Raw genomic sequence first — 13995 nt, 5'->3', positions numbered from 1 at the left:
TTGTCTTTGCTCGACAATGCTCCCATGTGTGGAAGCGAACTCACCCCCAAACCTCAAGGCCCTTCAGCGGTTGCGCTGAATTTGTTGGCGTATTCACAAACCGTGTTGCGCGATCCGGGGCCTGTCCCTTCTCCCTGTATTTCGGTCTGTCGCATGACGGATGACACCCAAGTCTGCGAAGGCTGCTGGCGCACCTTGGATGAAATTGGTGGCTGGGGGCAAGCCCCCGATGCCCGCAAGCGCTTGGTGTGGGCCCGCATTGCCGAGCGCATTTTGGTGGCCGTCACGCAAAGTGGTTCGTCCCCGAAAGTGACGCCATGAAAACCATCACCTGCTACCTCGATTTCATTTCGCCTTACGCCTACTTGGCGTTCGAAGCCTTGCCCAGCGCCTTGATGGGGGTGAGCCACCATGTGGTGTACAAGCCCGTGTTGTTTGCAGGCATGCTCAAGCACCATGGCCAATTGGGGCCTGCGGAGATCGCGGGCAAGCGGGAATGGACCTATCGCCAAGTGCTGTGGCAAGCCCGCCAATTGGGTGTGCGTTTGGACATGCCTGCCGCGCATCCGTTCAACCCCTTGGCCTTGCTGCGTTTGGCGTTGGCATGCAGCGCGGATGGCGCGCCCAACCGTTGGGTCTGCGAAACCGTGTTTCGCCATGTCTGGCAAGGTGGCGCAGCTGCTGATGACGCCGCACGATTGCAAGCGCTGGTGCAGCAGCTCAAACCCGCGCGTGCCATGGACGCGCCCGAGGTGAAAGCCCAGCTCAAAGCCAACACCGAAGAGGCCATCGCGCGCGGGGTGTTTGGTGTGCCCACCTTCTGCGTGGACGACAAGACGTTTTGGGGCTTAGACGCTTTACCCATGCTGCGTGCTTACCTTGACGAAGATCAATGGTTTGACAGCGCTTGGGACTCGGTTGCAAGCATTCAGCAAGGCGTGACGCGTTGAATGGGGGTCTTGTTTTGAGATTGCCCGCATGCCGAACGCCTTCAATTTTTCCGCCTCCCCGTTTGACTGTTTAACCCCCGACGAGCAGCGCCTCGTGCGCGACAGCGTGGATGTGGCGTATTACCCCGAGGGCGAGGTCATTCTCGATGTGGGGGCTGCGCCCACGCACTTGTTGGTGATCATCAAAGGCTACGTCACGCAGCTGGAGGGCGATGAAGTGATCACCACTTACGCGCCTGACGACACCTTCGATGGTCGCGGTTTGGTGGCCGGTAAAACCAGCAGTCGTTTTGTGGCGCAAGAGGAGGTGGTGGCGTATCAGCTGGCGCGCCAAACCGTCACCGATTTGATCGCCAGCAACGCCACCTTTGGTGCCTTGTTGTTCTCGGATTTGAGCAACAAACTCACGGCCTTGTCGCAGCGGCAAAGTCAGCATGAGTTGCAGTCGTTGACCTTGTCGCGTGTGGACGAGGCGTTTGTGCGTCCGCCACATTTTGTAGACGGCGACACCGATGTGCTCTCGGTCGTCAAGGTGTTCCAGGCGCAGCGCATCGCCAGTGTGCTGGTGCGTGACGCCACGACCTCGCCGGAGCGACTGGGCATCTTCACGGCGAAAACTTTGCAGCGCGCCATCCTCACCGGCATCCCTCTGGATCAGCAGCCCGTCGGGCCCTTGTCGAACTTCGACCTCATCACCATTCAACCTTCCGATCAGGTGGGCGACGCCTTGGCACTGCTGATGCGCCATCGCGTGCACCGTTTGGTTGTGGCGGATGGTGCGCGTGTGGTCGGGGTGTTGGAAGCACTCGATCTGTTCAGCTTTTTGTCCAACCATTCGCACCTGATCACGGTGCAAGTCGAGGCCGCGACGGACATTGCGGGTTTGGCACAAGCCGCCACGCAAATCACGCGCATGGTGACCACCTTGTACCGCAGCGGCACGCGAGTGAGTCTGATTGCGCGCTTGGTGCAAGACCTGAATGCACGTTTGTTTGAGCGGGCGTGGCAGCTCATCGCCCCCGCCGATTTGGTGGCCAACAGTTGCCTGTTTGTGATGGGCAGCGAAGGGCGGGGCGAGCAGTTGCTCAAGACCGACCAAGACAATGGTTTGATCTTGCGCGATGGCTACACACCGCCCGAGAACTTGGAGGCGATTTGTCGCCAGTTCTCACAAGCGCTGGCCGCTTTTGGCTACCCCGAATGCCCGGGCCACATCATGGTCAGCAACCCGATGTGGCGCAAATCTGCCTATGAGTTCGGGCAAATGGTGCAGCAGTGGTTGCTCATGCCCGATGCCGACAGCTTGATGAACTTGGCGATCTTTTTGGATGCGCATCCGGTCTGTGGCGATGCGCATTTGCTGGCGCATGCGCAGCACGCCTTGATGCGTTTGGCCACCGACAACGACGCCATGTTGGCGCGCTTTGCGGCATCGATCGATGCGTTTGGCCAGTCCTTAGGCTGGTGGAACCGCTTGCTGGGTCTGGACGATCAAAAGGGTCTGCACCTGAAAAAAGAAGGCATCTTCCCGCTGGTGCATGGCGTGCGCAGCTTGGCGCTGGCCGAGCATTTGCAAGAGACCAGCACGGTCGCACGCATTGATGCGCTGGTGGCCAAGTCGGTCATCACACCCGCGTTGGCGGCCGACCTCACGCAGACCTTGCACTTTTTGATGGCCTTGAAACTCAAGGCCGGCCTGACCGAGATGGACACGCAACAGGCGGTGAGTGGCTTGGTCGATGTGGCCAGGCTTTCGACCTTAGACCGTGACTTGCTCAAAGACGCGTTGGGCGTGGTCAAGCATTTCAGAGGCTTGTTGCGCAGCCGCTTCAAGTTGGACGCCCTGTGATGCTGTCGGTGTTGTCTCCGCAGCATTGGTGGGGGGCGCTCAAGCGCGAGTGGCTGATTTACCACTTGGGCTTGCCCGAGTTTCGTTTCATGTTCGACGCACCACCGCCCAACGAGTGGGTGTCTCTGGATTGCGAAACCACAGGCTTGAACGTGGGCACGGACGAGATCATTTCGATTGGTGCGGTGCGCATTGTGGGCAACCGCATCATGACCAGCGAGCGCTTGGAGTTGTTGGTGCGTCCCGAACGCGGGGTGTCCGCGGACAGCGTGCGCATTCACCGGTTGCGTGAACAAGATGTGGCGCAAGGCTTGCCTTTGGATGAGGCCATGAAGCAACTCATGCGCTTCATTGGCAGTCGTCCGTTGGTGGGCTATTTTTTAGAGTTCGATGTGGCCATGCTCAACCGCGCCATTTGGCCTTTGCTGGGGCAGGGCTTGCCGCAAACCAAGATCGAAGTGTCGGGCTTGTATTACGAACACAAGTTTCGCCAAATGCTGCCTTATGAGCAGCAAACCAACCCCGACATTGATTTGCGTTTTGCCACGCTGATGGCCGATTTGAAGTTGCCCGTGCGTGATGCGCATGATGCGTTGAACGATGCGGTGATGGCCGCCATGGCCTTCATCAAGCTCAGGCAGTTGCGCGGCGATTGAGATTTGTTGAGACGAAAAAAACCGGGCATGAAGCCCGGTTTTTTGTGTCCCCCATTGCGTCGTCAAGCGCGCTGGGGTTGCACGGTTTGGATCAGTGACCCGAAGCGCCCGAGGCGCCAAAACCTGTTTCCGAACGCACTTGCTGAGCCGCAAATGCGGCACGCTCGTTCTTGGCGTCGTCGCTGCGATCGAGGATCGAGAACAACCAGATGCCCACGAAACCAATGGTCATCGAGAACAACGCAGGCGAGGCGTAAGGGAACAAGGCCGAGCCTTTGGGGTTGCCCAGCGTGGCTTCCCACACCGAAGGCGACACCACGGTCAAAGCGACCGAAGAGATCAGGCCCAAGAAGCCACCAATCACTGCGCCGCGTGTGGTGCAGTCTTTCCACAGCACCGACATGAACAACACAGGGAAGTTGGCAGACGCCGCAATCGCGAAGGCCAAGGCCACCATGAAGGCGATGTTTTGCTTCTCGAACGCAATGCCCAAGGCCACAGCGATGACGCCCAAGGCCAAGGTGGTCATGCGTGACACGCGCAACTCAGCAGCGCTGTCGGCGTTGCCCTTCTTGAACACCGTGGCGTACAAGTCGTGCGACACCGCAGATGCGCCCGACAAGGTCAAGCCAGCCACCACCGCCAAGATCGTGGCGAAAGCCACTGCAGAGATGAAGCCGTAGAACACGTCGCCACCGACCGACTTGGCCACCAACACAGCAGCCATGTTGGCCGTACCCGCGCCGCCTTTGATAACGCCTTTGGCGACATCAGCCATTTCGGGGTTGGTCAAGACCAAGGTGATTGCGCCGAAACCGATGATGAAAATCAGCACGTAGAAGTAGCCAATCCATGTGGTCGCCCAGAACACCGATTTGCGAGCTTCTTTGGCGTCAGGCACCGTGAAGAAGCGCATCAAGATGTGTGGCAAGCCAGCGGTACCAAACATCAAAGCCATGCCGAAAGAGATGGCAGAGATGGGGTCTTTGATGAAGCCGCCAGGTCCCATCAAAGCCAAGCCAACGGCTTGTGCTTCTTCAGGGGTTTTGCCGCCTGCTTCAGCGATGGCAGCTTTCACAGCCACGCCTTGTGCAAACAGGGCTTCAGGGCTGAAGTGGAATTGCGCCAAGACCATGAAGGCCATGAACGTCACGCCAGCGAGCAACAAGCACGCCTTGATGATCTGCACCCATGTGGTGGCGGTCATGCCGCCAAACAACACGTACACCATCATCAGCGCGCCGACGATGACCACGGCCATCCAGTAGTCCAAACCAAACAACAACTTAATGAGTTGACCGGCGCCGACCATCTGAGCGATCAGATAGAACGCGACCACGACCAAGGTGCCAGACGCTGCAAACGCGCGAATGGGCGTTTGCTTGAAGCGGTAACCGGCCACGTCGGCGAAGGTGAACTTGCCCAAGTTACGCAGACGTTCAGCCATCAAGAACGTGATGACGGGCCAGCCCACCAAAAAGCCGATGGAGTAGATCAGGCCGTCGTAGCCCGATGCCATCACGGCCGCGGAAATACCGAGGAACGAAGCGGCAGACATGTAGTCGCCCGCAATCGCCAAGCCGTTTTGGAAACCGGTGATGCCGCCACCGCCGGTGTAGAAGTCAGCGGCAGATTTGGTTTTAGCCGCAGCCCATTTGGTGATCCACAAGGTGCCAGCGACGAAGGCGCCGAACATGCCGATGGCCGTCCAGTTGGTGCTTTGTTTCGCGGTGTCGCCCACGTCGCCACCCGCGGCCATGACCGCACCGCTCGCGACAAGCGCCAACAGGGCTGTCAAAAGTGTTGAAAACTTCATCATTTGGTAGCATCTTTCAAAATTTCTTTGGTCAATGCGTCGTATTCGCTGTTAGCGCGACGCACATACAGACCGGTGATCACGATGGTGAAAATGATCACGCCCAAACCAATGGGAATACCCAGCGAGGTCACGCCAGCGCCAATAGGCTGTGCGAGAAAGGGTTTGTTAAATGCAATCAAAGCGATGTAGCCGTAATAGACGACCATCATCAAAATGGTGAGCAGCACACCGAAGCTGTTGCGCTTGGAGCGCAACTCAAGGTACTTCGGGTGACTTTGGATCTTGTCGACCACTGGATCACTCATGGTTTATCTCCCTAGGGGTTGTAAAAGAACAGGAAGGAAAAGCCTTCATGACCGGGCGGATTCTGCGCAGAGGGACTGACCAAGCCCTTACGTAACGGGGGTGGGAAAACCCTCGGCTTGGAACTTAATGGTTAGAGACTCGTTTTAATTTTGTCAGTGAATACCCGAACGTTTCAGTCGATGTTTGGCACTGTTTTGGTGCGAAATTGACGCCGTATCTTGCATTGGGAAAAAAGTGCAAAGGGTTTTTGCTGATTTTTCCTGTTTTTACCTATTTTGGGTATGAATTCAGGTGCTTTGATTGTCAGAATGTGGTCAGCAAATCCACAGATAGTCGCCTCGCGCAGCACTCCCATCGGAGCGTTGAATTTCAAGCTAAGGAGACTGATTTAATGTCAAAACTAGATGTCAACCGACCTATGTCGGCCGAAGAGAAGAAGGTCATCTTCGCCTCTTCTTTGGGTACCGTTTTCGAGTGGTACGACTTTTACCTATACGGTTCACTCGCTGCGATCATTGCGAAGCAGTTTTTCAGCGGTTTAGATGAGGGCTCTGCGTTCATCTTTGCGTTGCTGGCGTTTGCTGCTGGTTTCATCGTGCGTCCTTTTGGCGCGATCTTCTTTGGCCGTTTGGGCGACATGATCGGCCGCAAATACACCTTCTTGGTGACCATTTTGATCATGGGCTTGTCCACGTTCATCGTGGGTATCTTGCCGAACTACGCCAGCATTGGTGTGGCGGCTCCCGTCATCCTGATCTGTTTGCGTTTGCTGCAAGGTCTGGCTTTGGGCGGTGAGTATGGCGGTGCTGCTACATATGTGGCTGAGCACGCACCTCACGACAAGCGTGGCGCTTACACCTCTTGGATTCAAACCACCGCAACTTTGGGCTTGTTCCTGTCGTTGATGGTGATTTTGGGTACACGTACAGCCATCGGCGAAGAAGCATTTGCCGAGTGGGGCTGGCGCGTTCCGTTCATTGTGTCTATCGCTTTGTTGGCTGTGTCGGTCTACATCCGCTTGTCCATGAACGAATCACCTGCTTTCGTGAAAATGAAAGCTGAAGGCAAAACTTCTAAGGCGCCTTTGACCGAATCCTTCGGCCAATGGAAAAACTTGAAGATCGTGATCTTGGCCTTGATCGGTTTGACTGCAGGTCAAGCTGTGGTGTGGTATTCGGGTCAGTTCTACGCGTTGTTCTTCTTGACACAAGCGTTGAAAGTTGACGGCGCAACCGCCAACATTTTGGTGGCTGTGTCCTTGTTGATCGGCACACCGTTCTTCATCATCTTCGGCTCGTTGTCTGACAAGATTGGCCGCAAGCCCATCATCATGTTGGGTTGCTTGTTGGCTGTGTTGACTTACTTCCCCGTGTTCGAAGCGCTGACCAAAGCTGCTAACCCAGATTTGTATGCAGCACAGCAGAAGAACAAAGTGGTGGTCACTTCTGACGTGAACGAATGTTCATTCCAGTTCAACCCCACAGGTACTGTGAAGTTCACCAGCTCATGCGATATCGCTAAGCAAGTGTTGGCTTCTAGCTCGGTGAGCTACGAAAATGCCGCAGGCGCAGCAGGTACACCTGCCTCCATCAAAATTGGTGAAGTCGAAATCGCCAGCTACAGCTCCAAAGGCTTGCCTGCTGACGAAGCCAAGGCCAAGTCTGCTGAGTTCCGCAAGGCTGTTTCTGATGCTTTGAAAGCTGCTGGCTACCCTGCCAAAGCTGACCCAGCTAAAGTGGACAAAGTCAAGATCACCATCATCCTCACTTACTTGGTGATTTTGGTGACCATGGTTTACGGACCTATCGCAGCGATGTTGGTGGAAATGTTCCCAACACGTATCCGTTACACCTCTATGTCTCTGCCTTATCACATCGGTAACGGCTGGTTCGGCGGCTTGCTGCCCACCACTGCCTTTGCGATCGTGGCGCAGACTGGCAATATGTACAACGGCTTGTGGTACCCCATCATCATTGCTGGTATGACCTTCGTCATCGGCATGATCTTTGTGAAAGAAACCAAAGACGTAGACATCTACGCGGATGACTAAGCCCATGTAAGCAACCTAGGGGAACCTAGGTGCTACATTCGAGCCCTCCCTTGTGGAGGGCTTTTTACTGATTTCGGAGATTTGATATGTTGAAAATTTTCTTGGGTTTTGTGATCTTCGCCGCCTTGGCACTCTTTGTGATCATGAAGGGTGGCGACAGCTTGGACATGGGCGGCGAGAAGCATGGCGACGAAGCGATTCATGCCCCCGCTGAGGCTGCGTCTGGCCCTGCCTCCGCACCCGCGACAGAGGCCTCTGCCGCCAAATAAGCGCGGTATTTCAATGCCCCAGCTTGGGGCTTGACGCACGCCACGGATTCCCGTGGCGTTTTGCTTTTGGGCTGGTGTTGTGCCAATGCCCTGAGTCATGGCTGGGGTGCTGGTGAGTCCCTAGAATGTTGGGCTTACTTCAAAAGGCCCCGCCATGTCAGGCACCATCCGCATCCGTGGCGCACGCCAACACAACCTCAAGAATTTAGACCTCGACATTCGCACGGGCGAACTGACGGTGGTCACGGGGCCCAGCGGGTCCGGCAAATCCAGTCTGGTGTTTGACACCTTGTACGCCGAAGGCCAGCGCCGCTATGTCGAAACCTTCAGCGCCTACGCCCGCCAGTTCTTAGACCGCATGGACCGTCCTGCCGTCGACAAGGTGGAAGGCGTGCCACCCGCAATTGCGATTGATCAAACCAATCCCGTGCGGAGTTCGCGTTCCACCGTGGGCACGATGACGGAGCTGAACGATCACTTGAAATTGTTGATCGCCCGTGCGGGCCAGTTGTTTGACCGTCAAACCGCGCAAGCCGTGCAGCACGACACGCCGCAAACCATTTACGCCGAGTTGCAGCGCCGCTGCGCTGCCCAAGCGCAAGACCCGCGCTTGATCATGACTTTTCCGGTCGAACTGCCCGCCAACACCACGGCGGCTGAAGTGGAGCAGTGGCTGAGTGCCAGCGGCTTCACGCGCGTGCATGCCGAGCGCGAAGTGGCGACGCCCACAGGCCCGCGCAAATTGCTCGATGTGGTGGCTGACCGGTTCAAGTTGGGCAACACCGAACAAGCGCGCGTGTTGGAGGCGATTGAGTTGGCCATCAAACGCGGCGGCGGTCGCTTGAATGTGTATTGGTCCTTGGACGCGGAGTCCACACCCGAACTGTGGCGCTTTTCGACCGGTTTGCATTGCCCCGACAGCGACCTGCGCTACAGCGACCCCATCCCCTCCATGTTCTCGTTCAACTCAGCGGTGGGCGCATGCGAGACCTGCCGCGGATTTGGCCGTGTGATTGGGGTGGACTATGGGCTGGTCATCCCCAACGAGAAACTCACTTTGCGTGCGGGGGCCATCAAAACCATTCAAACCCCTGCTTGGGCTGAAACCCAAGACGACCTCATGCGGCATGCGGAAGCCGAAGGCATTCCCCGCGACACGCCTTGGACCAAGTTGACCCAAGAGCAAAAAGATTGGGTCATTCACGGTTCGCGGCTGTGGAAAGGCAAATGGAACCACCAGTGGTACGGCGTGAAACGGTTCTTTGAATATTTGGAGAGCAAGTCCTACAAGATGCACATCCGTGTGCTGCTCTCGAAGTACCGCAGCTACACCCCCTGTGGCGTGTGCGCGGGCGCGCGACTCAAAACCGACAGCTTGCTGTGGCGCATTGGCAGCAAAGAAAACGCCGATGCCGTGTTGCCGCCCGCCAAGCGTTTCATGCCGCAAGGCGTGCAGTGGACCCGCGCGCAACTCGAAGCCATGCCTGGGCTGTGTTTGCACGATTTGATGCTGTTGCCCATCGACAAACTGCACCGCTTTTTCAACGCCACCGAAGTCGATGTGGCCGGCGCCGATGCCCAAGCGCTGCACTTGCTGATGGATGAAATTCGCACGCGCATGAAGTACCTCAGCGACGTGGGCATTGGCTACCTCACGCTCGACCGTCAAAGCCGCACCTTGAGTGGCGGCGAGGTGCAGCGCATCAACCTCACCACGGCGCTCGGCACCTCCTTGGTCAACACCTTGTTTGTGTTGGATGAGCCCAGCATTGGCTTGCATCCGCGTGACATGAACCGCATCAACCAAGCCATGCTGCGTCTGCGCGATGCGGGCAACACCTTGGTGGTGGTGGAGCACGACCCGGCCGTCATGCTGTGCGCCGACCGCATCATTGACATGGGGCCAGGCCCCGGCGTCAAGGGCGGCGAAATTGTGTTTGACGGCACCACCGAAGATTTGAAGTCGGCCGACACCTTGACGGGGGCTTATTTGGGGGCGCGCAAAAGCATTGGATTGGGCCTTAAGCGCTTGGTCACCGACAGCACGCCACGTTTGATTTTGGAAGGCGCACGCGAGCACAACTTGCAAAACCTCAGCATCGAGTTTCCTCTGCAGCGCTTGGTCTGCATCACGGGTGTGAGTGGCTCGGGTAAGTCCACGCTCATCCAAGATGTGTTGACGCCGGCCTTGATGCGCCACTTCGGTCGCGCCACCGAAACGCCGGGCGCACATGACCGCTTGTTGGGCGCTGATCATTTGAGCGACGTGGTGTTTGTGGACCAATCGCCCATCGGCAAAACGGCGCGTTCCAACCCCGCCAGCTACGTGGGCGCGTGGGATGCGGTGCGTGAAATTTTTGCCGTCGCACCCATGTCCAAGCAGCACGGCTACACCGCCTCAAAGTTCAGCTTCAACAGCGGCGATGGTCGTTGCGCGACCTGCGGCGGTTCAGGTTTTGAGCATGTGGAAATGCAATTTTTGAGCGACGTGTATTTGCGTTGTCAAGATTGCAACGGCAAACGTTACCGACCAGAAATTCTGGAAATCACCATCGAGCGCGAGCTTCGCGGCGTGGCTGCGGGGGCGGCGGCGCAGCGACATTCTGAGCGAAGCGAAGACGAGCAAGACGCTGCACCCGCAGTCGCGACGCGAAGAGTCTTGAACGTGGCTGACGTGCTTGAGTTGACAGTGGGCGAAGCGTTAGAAATTTTCGCCAACGACCGCGAGGTCGTACGCACCCTGCAACCCATCGTCGATGTGGGCCTCGACTACGTCAAACTCGGCCAGCCCGTGCCCACCTTGAGTGGCGGTGAAGCGCAGCGTTTGAAGCTGGCGGGTTTCTTGGCCGAAGCGGCCAAAGCCAAAACATCCAGCCGTCAAGCCTTGGCCAAAAAGGGCGTGCTGTTCATGTTCGACGAGCCCACTACGGGCCTGCATTTTGACGACATCGCCAAGCTCATGCGCGCCATGCGCCGCTTGCTGGAAGACGGCAACTCGCTCATCGTGATTGAGCACAACCTTGACGTGATTCGTGCCAGCGATTGGTTGATCGACCTCGGGCCTGAAGGCGGAGAGGCGGGCGGCTTGCTGGTGGCCGAAGGGCCGCCTGAAGTGGTGCGTTTGCACCCGACCTCGCACACGGGGCTGGCGCTGCGTGAGTATGCGGAGTCTATGGGGTCGATTTATGCGGTGGCTAAGGCTTCTGTGGGGCTTCTTGCTGCGGAAGGTTCGCTTCGTTTCTCTAGCGCTGCTGCTGGAACAGCCGGTGTGCCGGGCGCCTCAGACGCAGGCTCAACATCGTTGCCCGGCACACCGACTGCTCCAGCAGCGGTGAGTGGCTTGCGACATGCTTCTAGCGATGCTGGCGCTATTCAAATCATCAACGCGAAAGAGCACAACCTCAAGAGCTTGAGTGTGAACATTCCTCGCGGCAAGTTCAACGTCATCACGGGTGTGTCGGGTTCGGGCAAGTCGACGTTGGCGTTTGACATTTTGTTCAACGAGGGGCAGCGCCGTTATTTGGAAAGCCTAAACGCGTACGCGCGCAGCATCGTGCAGCCTGCGGGACGTCCTGAGGTGGATGCGGTGTACGGCATTCCGCCGACGGTGGCGATTGAGCAGCGCTTGAGTCGCGGTGGCCGCAAGTCCACGGTGGGCACGACCACCGAGGTGTGGCATTTCTTGCGCTTGTTGTACGTCAAGTTGGGCACGCAGCATTGCATCCACGACGGTGCAGCGGTGCAGCCGCAAACGCCTGACCGCATTGCCGCGCAGTTGATGCGCGAGTTCAAGGGGCAGCTCATTGGTTTGCTGAGCCCTTTGGTGATGAACCGCAAAGGCGTGTACACCGAGTTGGCCGATTGGGCGCGCCCGCGTGGCTACACCCACTTGCGCGTGGACGGACACTTCTTGCCGACCACGGGCTTTCCGCGTTTGGACCGATTCAAAGAGCACACCATTGAGTTGCCCGTGGCCAGTCTTGAGGTCTCCGCGCAGAACGAAGCCGCGCTGCGCGAGGCTTTGGCCACCGCGCTGGAGCATGGCAAAGGCGTGGTGCATGTGTTGAGCCAACTCGATGGTTTGCGTGAGGCGATGGAGGTTGGCGCTGACACCAACAGCATTGGCCGCTTGGATGTGTACTCCACCAAACGCGCTTGCCCAGTGTGCGACACCTCGTACACCGAGTTGGACCCGCGTTTGTTCTCGTACAACAGCAAACACGGTTGGTGCCCTGACTGTGTGGGCACAGGCGTGAAACTGGACAAAGATCAGCGCAAAGTGCTGGACGATTCGGTGCGTGATGACAAAGACAAAGGTCGCGAACAAACCTTCGCTGAGCCCGATGTGGACGACTTGGCCGACACCGCCTGCCCCAGCTGTGAAGGCACCCGTTTGAATGCCACGGCACGCGCCGTGAAGTTTGCAGGCGTGGGCATCACCGACATCGCGCGTTTGAGCGTGACCGACATTCGCAAGTGGGCCGAAACCTTAACCTTGAGTGGCCGTGAGGCAGACATCGCCCGCGACCTGTTGCCTGAGATCAAGAGCCGTTTGGAGTTCTTAGAGCAAGTGGGTTTGAACTACCTCACGCTGGACCGTGGTGCACCCACGCTCAGCGGTGGCGAGGCGCAACGCATTCGCTTGGCCGCGCAACTGGGCAGTAATTTGCAAGGCGTGTGCTACGTGTTGGACGAGCCCACCATTGGCTTGCATGCGCGTGACAACCAAATCTTGTTGAACGCTTTGCATTTGCTCAGCGACAAAGGCAACACCTTGGTGGTGGTGGAGCACGACGAAGACACCATTCGCCGCGCCGACCACATCATCGACATTGGGCCTAGCGCGGGCAAGCGCGGTGGTCGTTTGATGGGTGAGGGCTCGGTGAAAGACATCACCGATCAAGCGGATTCGCAAACGGGGCGCTACTTGTTGCACGCGATGCGGCATCCGTTGCAGGCGCGGCGTTCTGTTAGCTCCTCCGATGCACTGTCACTCAACTGGCTTTCTCTCGAAGGCGCCTCGCTGCACAACCTGAACGACGTGAGCGTGGACGTTCCTCTCAAGCGTTTGGTGGCGGTGACGGGCGTGTCGGGCTCGGGCAAATCCACGCTCGCGCGCGATGTGCTGCTGCACAACGTGGCCGCAGCGGTGGCCCAGCGCGCCACACAAGCAGGCCGCAAACTCGATGAAGAAGGCAAGCATCCTGCCTGGGTGGGCTGCACGGGCTTGGATGGTTACCAGACCATCGACCGCGTGTTGGAAGTCGACCAAACGCCGATTGGCAAAACTCCGCGCAGCTGCCCCGCAACCTACATTGGTTTTTGGGACACGATTCGCAAACTGTTTGCAGAAACACTCGAAGCCAAAGCCCGTGGCTACGGCGCAGGGCGTTTCAGCTTCAACACCGGTGAAGGCCGTTGCCACACCTGCGAAGGCCAAGGCTTGCGCACCATTGAGATGAGCTTTTTGCCTGACGTGAAAGTGCCGTGCGAAACCTGTCACGGCGCACGCTTCAATCCCGAGACTTTGGCGGTGAGCTGGCGCGGCAAAAGCATTGGCGATGTGTTGCAAATGGAAGTCGACGAGGCGGTGGACTTTTTCGCCACCATGCCCAATATTGCGCACCCCTTGCAGCTGCTCAAAGACGTGGGCTTGGGCTACCTCACCTTGGGCCAACCTTCACCCACGCTCAGCGGCGGCGAAGCGCAGCGCATCAAGCTGGTGACAGAGCTGAGCAAAGTGCGCGACGACGTGACACGTCGTGGCAACAAAGCACCGCACACGCTCTATGTGTTGGACGAGCCGACGGTGGGTTTGCACATGGCCGACGTGGACAAGCTGATTCGCGTGCTGCACCGTTTGGTGGATGGCGGACACAGCGTGGTGGTGATTGAGCACGACCTCGATGTGATTGCCGAAGCCGATTGGATCATCGACCTCGGCCCCGAAGGCGGCAACGGCGGCGGCTTGATTGTCGCTGCAGACACACCGGAGGCGGTGGTCGAACTGGGCACACACACAGGTGTGGCGCTCAAGCCTGTATTGGCTAGATCGTGAGGTGAAGAGAGGCTCAGTGACCGAGCCTCTTTTTACGA

The 13995-nt window shown here is 57.8% G+C and carries 9 protein-coding genes; 7 read left to right on the top strand and 2 right to left on the bottom strand.

Translation table 11 applies throughout. From position 1 onward, the window contains the following. Nucleotides 1-24 precede the first annotated feature (24 nt). Genes C5F52_RS17015 through C5F52_RS17000 form a run of 4 tightly spaced genes read left to right on the top strand, consistent with a single transcriptional unit; the run spans nucleotide 25 to nucleotide 3455 of the window. A complete protein-coding gene (locus tag C5F52_RS17015) occupies nucleotides 25-321 on the top strand; it encodes a DUF1289 domain-containing protein (protein WP_104799543.1) in 297 nt (98 codons plus the stop codon). After that, nucleotides 318-950 carry a 2-hydroxychromene-2-carboxylate isomerase gene (locus C5F52_RS17010; RefSeq protein WP_104799542.1) on the top strand — a complete coding sequence of 211 codons (633 nt, stop codon included), beginning with the start codon at nucleotides 318-320 and terminating at the stop codon, nucleotides 948-950. The genes C5F52_RS17015 and C5F52_RS17010 overlap by 4 nt, the downstream gene beginning before the upstream one ends. 28 nt (nucleotides 951-978) lie before the next feature. After that, nucleotides 979-2799, top strand: coding sequence for a DUF294 nucleotidyltransferase-like domain-containing protein (locus tag C5F52_RS17005; protein WP_104799541.1), 1821 nt, complete (start codon nucleotides 979-981; stop codon nucleotides 2797-2799). Then, the gene (locus tag C5F52_RS17000) at nucleotides 2799-3455 is read left to right on the top strand and encodes a 3'-5' exonuclease (protein WP_104799540.1); all 657 of its coding nucleotides are present in this window, start codon (nucleotides 2799-2801) and stop codon (nucleotides 3453-3455) included. The genes C5F52_RS17005 and C5F52_RS17000 overlap by 1 nt, the downstream gene beginning before the upstream one ends. A gap of 91 nt (nucleotides 3456-3546) precedes the next feature. Here the strand turns inward: C5F52_RS17000 and C5F52_RS16995 are convergent, their stop codons facing one another. Together C5F52_RS16995 and C5F52_RS16990 are read right to left on the bottom strand one after the other, a co-directional pair. Continuing rightward, nucleotides 3547-5274 (bottom strand): cation acetate symporter, encoded by a 1728-nt coding sequence (locus C5F52_RS16995; RefSeq protein WP_104799539.1) that lies wholly within the window; start codon nucleotides 5272-5274, stop codon nucleotides 3547-3549. After that, nucleotides 5271-5579 carry a DUF485 domain-containing protein gene (locus C5F52_RS16990; protein WP_104799538.1) on the bottom strand — a complete coding sequence of 103 codons (309 nt, stop codon included), beginning with the start codon at nucleotides 5577-5579 and terminating at the stop codon, nucleotides 5271-5273. The genes C5F52_RS16995 and C5F52_RS16990 overlap by 4 nt, the downstream gene beginning before the upstream one ends. Nucleotides 5580-5971: 392 nt before the next feature. Between C5F52_RS16990 and C5F52_RS16985 the strand changes: the two genes are divergently transcribed. The 3 genes from C5F52_RS16985 to C5F52_RS16975 all read left to right on the top strand — a co-directional run bounded on the left by C5F52_RS16985 (nucleotide 5972) and on the right by C5F52_RS16975 (nucleotide 13957). Further along, a complete protein-coding gene (locus C5F52_RS16985; protein WP_104799537.1) occupies nucleotides 5972-7630 on the top strand; it encodes an MFS transporter in 1659 nt (552 codons plus the stop codon). 86 nt (nucleotides 7631-7716) lie between these two features. Further along, the gene (locus tag C5F52_RS16980; RefSeq protein ID WP_104799536.1) at nucleotides 7717-7899 is read left to right on the top strand and encodes a hypothetical protein; all 183 of its coding nucleotides are present in this window, start codon (nucleotides 7717-7719) and stop codon (nucleotides 7897-7899) included. 154 nt (nucleotides 7900-8053) lie between these two features. Continuing rightward, nucleotides 8054-13957 (top strand): excinuclease ABC subunit UvrA, encoded by a 5904-nt coding sequence (locus tag C5F52_RS16975; protein WP_104799535.1) that lies wholly within the window; start codon nucleotides 8054-8056, stop codon nucleotides 13955-13957. Nucleotides 13958-13995: the final 38 nt, after the last annotated feature.

The sequence above is a fragment of the Limnohabitans sp. TS-CS-82 genome (genome assembly GCF_002943475.1).
The sequence above is the reverse complement of the archived record's forward strand: the minus strand, read 5'-3'. Positions and strand labels throughout refer to the sequence as shown.

Bases quoted from the DNA above. Each gene is read 5' to 3' on its own strand.
- C5F52_RS16975 (WP_104799535.1), top strand. From the start codon at position 8,054: ATGTCAGGCACCATCCGCATCCGTGGCGCACGCCAACACAACCTCAAG.
- C5F52_RS17000 (WP_104799540.1), top strand. From the start codon at position 2,799: ATGCTGTCGGTGTTGTCTCCGCAGCATTGGTGGGGGGCGCTCAAGCGC.
- C5F52_RS16980 (WP_104799536.1), top strand. From the start codon at position 7,717: ATGTTGAAAATTTTCTTGGGTTTTGTGATCTTCGCCGCCTTGGCACTC.
- C5F52_RS16990 (WP_104799538.1), bottom strand. From the start codon at position 5,579: ATGAGTGATCCAGTGGTCGACAAGATCCAAAGTCACCCGAAGTACCTT.
- C5F52_RS17015 (WP_104799543.1), top strand. From the start codon at position 25: ATGTGTGGAAGCGAACTCACCCCCAAACCTCAAGGCCCTTCAGCGGTT.
- C5F52_RS16985 (WP_104799537.1), top strand. From the start codon at position 5,972: ATGTCAAAACTAGATGTCAACCGACCTATGTCGGCCGAAGAGAAGAAG.
- C5F52_RS17005 (WP_104799541.1), top strand. From the start codon at position 979: ATGCCGAACGCCTTCAATTTTTCCGCCTCCCCGTTTGACTGTTTAACC.
- C5F52_RS17010 (WP_104799542.1), top strand. From the start codon at position 318: ATGAAAACCATCACCTGCTACCTCGATTTCATTTCGCCTTACGCCTAC.
- C5F52_RS16995 (WP_104799539.1), bottom strand. From the start codon at position 5,274: ATGATGAAGTTTTCAACACTTTTGACAGCCCTGTTGGCGCTTGTCGCG.